Source organism: Rhodopseudomonas sp. BR0C11 (assembly GCF_010820945.1).
Taxonomy (GTDB): Bacteria; Pseudomonadota; Alphaproteobacteria; order Rhizobiales; family Xanthobacteraceae; genus Rhodopseudomonas; species Rhodopseudomonas palustris_H.
In genome coordinates this window covers 1-5228 of the sequence record NZ_QTKI01000344.1, presented here as the reverse complement: position 1 = coordinate 5228, position 5228 = coordinate 1, and the positions used below count along the sequence as shown (strand labels likewise).

At 65.9% G+C, this 5228-nt stretch carries 5 protein-coding genes; 3 read left to right on the top strand and 2 right to left on the bottom strand.

Features of this window, described 5'->3' with window-relative positions; translation table 11 throughout:
* The coding region (locus DYI24_RS20555) for an OB-fold nucleic acid binding domain-containing protein (RefSeq protein WP_246701323.1) at positions 1-289 on the bottom strand (289 nt) is incomplete at its 3' end.
* 259 nt (positions 290-548) lie between these two features.
* On the opposite strand from DYI24_RS20555, the gene DYI24_RS20550 reads away from it, so the two are divergent.
* The 3 genes from DYI24_RS20550 to DYI24_RS20540 all read left to right on the top strand — a co-directional run bounded on the left by DYI24_RS20550 (position 549) and on the right by DYI24_RS20540 (position 4228).
* Positions 549-2027, top strand: a complete 1479-nt coding sequence (locus DYI24_RS20550; RefSeq protein WP_164573631.1) for a protein adenylyltransferase SelO — start codon at positions 549-551, stop codon at positions 2025-2027.
* Between the two features lie 102 nt (positions 2028-2129).
* Positions 2130-3308, top strand: coding sequence for a ribonuclease D (gene rnd, locus DYI24_RS20545; RefSeq protein ID WP_107344920.1), 1179 nt, complete (start codon positions 2130-2132; stop codon positions 3306-3308).
* Positions 3305-4228: a bestrophin family protein gene (locus DYI24_RS20540; RefSeq protein WP_164573630.1), complete on the top strand. Its 924-nt coding sequence runs from the start codon at positions 3305-3307 to the stop codon at positions 4226-4228. The genes rnd and DYI24_RS20540 overlap by 4 nt, the downstream gene beginning before the upstream one ends.
* A gap of 22 nt (positions 4229-4250) precedes the next feature.
* Here the strand turns inward: DYI24_RS20540 and DYI24_RS20535 are convergent.
* Positions 4251-5228, bottom strand: a 978-nt coding sequence (locus DYI24_RS20535; RefSeq protein WP_502706359.1) for a Ppx/GppA phosphatase family protein, incomplete at its 5' end; no start/stop codon positions are given.

Below are 5228 nucleotides of genomic sequence, written 5' to 3'. Positions count from 1 at the left end.
CCCCTCGGCCCCGCCCGGTGGCCAGGTCGGGTTTCTCGGGGCCCTCGGGGCGGCGGCGGACACGCCCGTCCATCCGCACCACCCATTCGGCGCGGAGCTTTTCGGCATCCTTGAACGCCGGGGAATCCGGATCGGCAACGCATTGGGTAATGCCGTAATGGTCGCGCAAATCGATGAACAGCACGCCGCCATGGTCGCGAATGCGATGGCACCAGCCGGACAGGCGAACGGTCTGGTCGATATGGCTGTCGCGGAGCGCGCCGCAGGTATGGGTTCGATAACGGTGCATGGAAATCCCGGGAAAGCCGTCTTTAGGCAGAATCGCGTGTCCGCAAGCCGTTGCGGAGAGCGTCAGGGTTTACCCGAGCGAACCCACCGCGGCAACCAAATGCGGAACGGGGGACCACCGCGTTCAAAGCAGGCCGCAAGTCCCCTTTACAACCTTTCGCCTACCCACCTCCGGATTGCAGCTTTTCCGCGGAAGCTGTTGAAACCGGCCGGTTTCCGGCGGATTGTCGAAACGGCGAAGCGTTCTTAACTGGTGATCGATGACAGCGCATTTTCCGTTCGACAACAGCTACGTGGCGCTCCCGCCGAACTTCTTCGCGCGGGTTGCGCCGACGCCGGTCGCCGCCCCTCGGTTGATCAAGCTGAACCGCCCGCTTGCGGTCCAGCTCGGGCTCGATCCGGACCTGCTCGAGACGCCCGAAGGCGCCGCGATCCTCTCCGGTAACCAAATGCCGGAGACCGCAGCCTCGATCGCAATGGCCTATGCCGGCCACCAGTTCGGCAACTTCGTGCCGCAGCTCGGCGACGGCCGGGCGATCCTGCTCGGCGAGGTGGTCGACCGGAACGGAGTCCGCCGCGACATTCAGCTCAAAGGCGCCGGTCGCACGCCGTTTTCCCGGATGGGCGATGGCCGCGCGGCGCTCGGTCCCGTGCTGCGCGAATACATCGTCAGCGAGGCGATGGCATCACTCGGCATCCCCACCACGCGCTCGCTCGCCGCGGTTCTGACCGGTGAAACGGTGCTGCGCGATCCGATCCAGCCCGGCGCGGTACTGACGCGGGTCGCCTCCAGCCATATCCGGGTCGGCACGTTCCAGTATTTTGCCGCCCGGGGCGATCTCGACAGCGTCCGGGCGCTCGCCGACCATGCCATCGCCCGGCATTACCCGGAGGCGGCGCAGGCGCCCTCGCCTTATCTGGCCCTGCTCGAAGGCGTGATCGGCCGGCAGGCGGACCTGGTGGCGAGCTGGATGATGATCGGCTTCATCCACGGGGTGATGAACACCGACAACTGCTCGGTTGCCGGCGAAACCATCGACTACGGCCCCTGCGCCTTCATGGACACGTTCGATCCGAAGACCGTCTATTCCTCGATCGACCAGTTCGGCCGCTATGCCTACGGCAACCAGCCCCCGATCGCGCTGTGGAACCTGACCCGGCTGGCCGAATGCCTGGTGCGGCTACTGGCGGATGACGACGACAAGGGCATCGAAATCGCCCAGACCGCGCTCGGCGGCTTTGCCGAGCGGTTCAACGCCGCCTATCTCGCCAAGCTGGCGGCCAAGCTCGGCCTGTCCACCAGTCAGCCGGACGACCAGCAGCTGTCACAGGAATTCCTGGCTGCCCTGGCCAAGGGCGGAGCCGACTTCACGCTCGCCTTCCGCCGGCTGAGCGATGCCGCCGGCGATCCGTCGGATCTTAGTGAGGTTCGGGCCCTGTTCACCGATCCGGCGGCGTTCGACGAGTGGGCCCCGCGGTGGCGCGCCCGGATCGCAGCCGAGCCGCAGGATGCCGCGACCCGCCAAGCCGCAATGCGGCGGGTCAACCCGGCCTATATCCCGCGTAACCACCGGATCGAAGCGGTAATCCGGGCCGCCGTCGACCGAAACGATTTCACTCCGTTCGAAGAGATCCTGACGGTGCTCGCCAACCCCTTCGAGGAAAAGGCGGAATTCGCCCGCTATGCGGAGCCGCCGCAGCCCCATGAACGGGTGCTGGAAACCTTCTGCGGAACTTGATCGCCGCCGGGCGAGCGTGTCTAGTGGACCGGATTCGACGGCTTTGGGCAGCCGGCGCGGCCGATTGTCGCCCGAACCGTCCCCCGAACGCGACAGAGTTTAATGGACCTGATTTCAACTTCCGAGCAGCTTGCCGACGCCTGCGCCCGTCTCGCCCGCCATCCCGTCATTACGGTCGACACCGAGTTTCTGCGCGAGACGACGTTCTATCCGCTGCTCTGCGTGGTGCAGATGGCGAGCGCCGACGAAGCGCTGGTGATCGACGCGCTCGCCGAAGGCATCGACCTGAAGCCGTTCTTCGACCTGATGGCGAACGAGCAGGTGCTGAAGGTCTTCCACGCCGCCCGCCAGGACATTGAAATCGTCTGGCACCGCGCCGGGATCGTGCCCCACCCGATCTTCGACACCCAGGTCGCCGCGATGGTCCTCGGCTATGGCGACAGCATCGCCTACGACCAGCTGGTCGAGCGCATCACCGGCCACCGTCCCGACAAGACTCATCGGTTCACCGACTGGTCGCGCCGCCCTCTCACCCAGGAGCAGGTGCACTACGCGGTCTCCGACGTCACCCATCTACGCGACGTGTTCGCCGCGCTCGATGCCGACCTGAAGAAGCGCGGCCGCAGCGATTGGGTGAGCGAGGAAATGGAAGTCCTGACCTCGCCGAATACGTATGACGTTCACCCCGAGCGCGCCTGGGAACGGCTGAAAACCCGCGTGCGCAAGCCCAAAGAGCTCGCGGTGCTGATGGAGATCGCCGCCTGGCGCGAGCAGGAAGCGCAGAGCCGCGACGTGCCGCGCTCGCGCGTGCTCAAGGACGATGCGCTCGGCGACATCGCCACCCACGCGCCGACCTCTTTGGAAAAGCTCGCCAACCTGCGCTCGCTGCCGAAGGGGTTCGATCGGTCGAAATGGGGCACCGAGATCGTCGCAGCGGTGCAGCGCGGGCTCGCGCGCGATATGGCTTCGCTGCCGAAGATTGACAAGCCGCGGAACAACTCCAACGGCACCGCGATCGTCGAGCTGCTCAAGGTCCTGCTGCGGATGACCTCGGAGCGCCACGCGGTCGCCGCCAAAGTCATCGCCACTGTCGACGACCTCGAACAGATCGCAGCCGATGACAATGCCGATGTCGGCGCGCTACGCGGCTGGCGCCGCGAGTTGTTCGGCGAGGCGGCTCTCGCCCTGAAGCACGGCCGGCTGTCGCTTGCGATCGAACGCGGCAAGGTGATTCAGGTCGACCGCAGCGCCGCCACTCGGAGCTCAAGCGCCGAACAATGATCGTTCGACCGCAACCTAATCTGCTTCAGCTATTCTTTCTGGTTCAAGGCTCGGTGGTGCAGCGGATCTTTCCGCAGGCGCTGCTGATCGCTGCCTTGTCGGTGGCGGTGGTGTGGGCGCATCACGCCTATCCGGGCCTCGTCTCTGATTTCAACAGCGCGCCGTTCACGGTGCTGGGCATCGCGCTGTCGATCTTCATGGGCTTCCGCAACAACGCCTGTTACGACCGCTGGTGGGAAGCTCGCCGGCATTGGGGCGAGCTGATTTGTCTCAGCCGCAATCTGGCGCGGCAGACGCAGATCCTGCCCTGCTCCGGCGAAGAGCCGGAGCGCAGCCGGCGGACGCTGCTGAGGCTGGCGATGGCGTTCGCCCAAGCGCTGGTGCTGCATCTTCGCCCAGGAAGCGACACCACCAAGGTGACGCGCCATCTCACCACCGAAACCCGCGCGCGCTATGAAGCCAGCTGCAACGCGCCCGAAGTCATCCTCTCAGCCATGCAGGCCGAACTCGCGGCGCTGCATCGTAACGGCGAACTACGCGACATCCCGTTCCAGATCATCGATCGCACCATCGGCCAGATGGCGATGGTGCAGGCCGCGTGCGAACGCATCCGTTCGACGCCGGTGCCGTTCGGCTATTCGCTGCTGCTGCACCGAACCGCTTACGTGTTCTGCCTCCTGCTGCCGTTCGGCTTCGCCAACACGCTCGGCTGGCTAACGCCGTTCGCCACGGCGCTGGCGGCCTACACCTTTTTCGGCCTCGACGCGCTCGGCTCCGAGCTGGAAGAGCCGTTCGGTCAGCTCCCGAATGATCTGCCGATCGCAGCGCTGGCCGACACCATCGAAATCAATCTACGCGAGGCGCTCGGCGAAACCGATCTGCCGCCGTTGCCGACGCCGGTCAACCACATCCTAGTTTGAGCAACTAAGAGCTGCGCAGACTTCAGCGCAGCACGATCGTCCCTGAGCGCCCGACCATCTTGGCGAGCTGCTTGAACCGGCTGCCGACGCGGTCGGCGACGAGATCGACCAGGCTGTGCTCGAACACCAACATCAGCTTGCGGCCCTCGGTGCGGAAATGCGTCGCAGGCAGTACGCCGGGCCGCGCCGCGCTGATCAGATGCGCCACACGAAACGCCGCGCCGAGTAGCCGGGCGCGTTCGTCGAGCGCTTCGGTCACCAACTCGCGCGCCGACATCGGCGGCTCGTTCTGTTCGCTGAAGCCGGCGTAGCGGTAGTACACCGACAGCCCCATGAACGCGCGGTCGCGATGGGTGACGTCGCCGAAATTGGCGTTGGCGATCAGCGACAGCGTCTGCTCGCCGCGATGATCAGGATGCACGCGCCAGCCGACGTCGGACATCAGGCAGGCCGCGCGGCGGAGCCGGCGATCCTCATCGGTTTCCTTGACCTTGGCGACGCGGAACAGCCGATCGGTCCACTCGATCAGCTCCTCGGCGTGACGCGCCGACCGCGACAGCAGCAGGTTCAGATTCTGCGCCGCGCACAGCAGTCCGTCCTTGGCGCGCTCTTCCGGCGGCAGCTGCTCGTACAATAGTCCTTCGCGCACGCCGTAGGTCGAGAACACGATCGTCTTCGGCTTGGCAATGCGGATGACGTATTCAAGCACGACCGCCGCATAGGCGAGCAGCGGCCGCCGCGCATCCGCGACGACTTCGATATCGGCGAGCTGATTAGCAGCCGCCAGCACCCGCAGCCGCTGCGCGAACCGCAAGGCTTCGGCTGCTGAGATCGAGTAGCCGTGCATCACTTTGAGCGAATGGCCGCTCTGGATGATGTGGATCCGGGCGAGCGCACGCCAGGTGCCGCCGACCGCGTAGAACGTGCGGCCGCGGGCGGTCTTCAGGGGGCCCGCCTGGGACAGCAGTTGCTGCGCGATCCGCTCGGCGCGCTTGAGTGA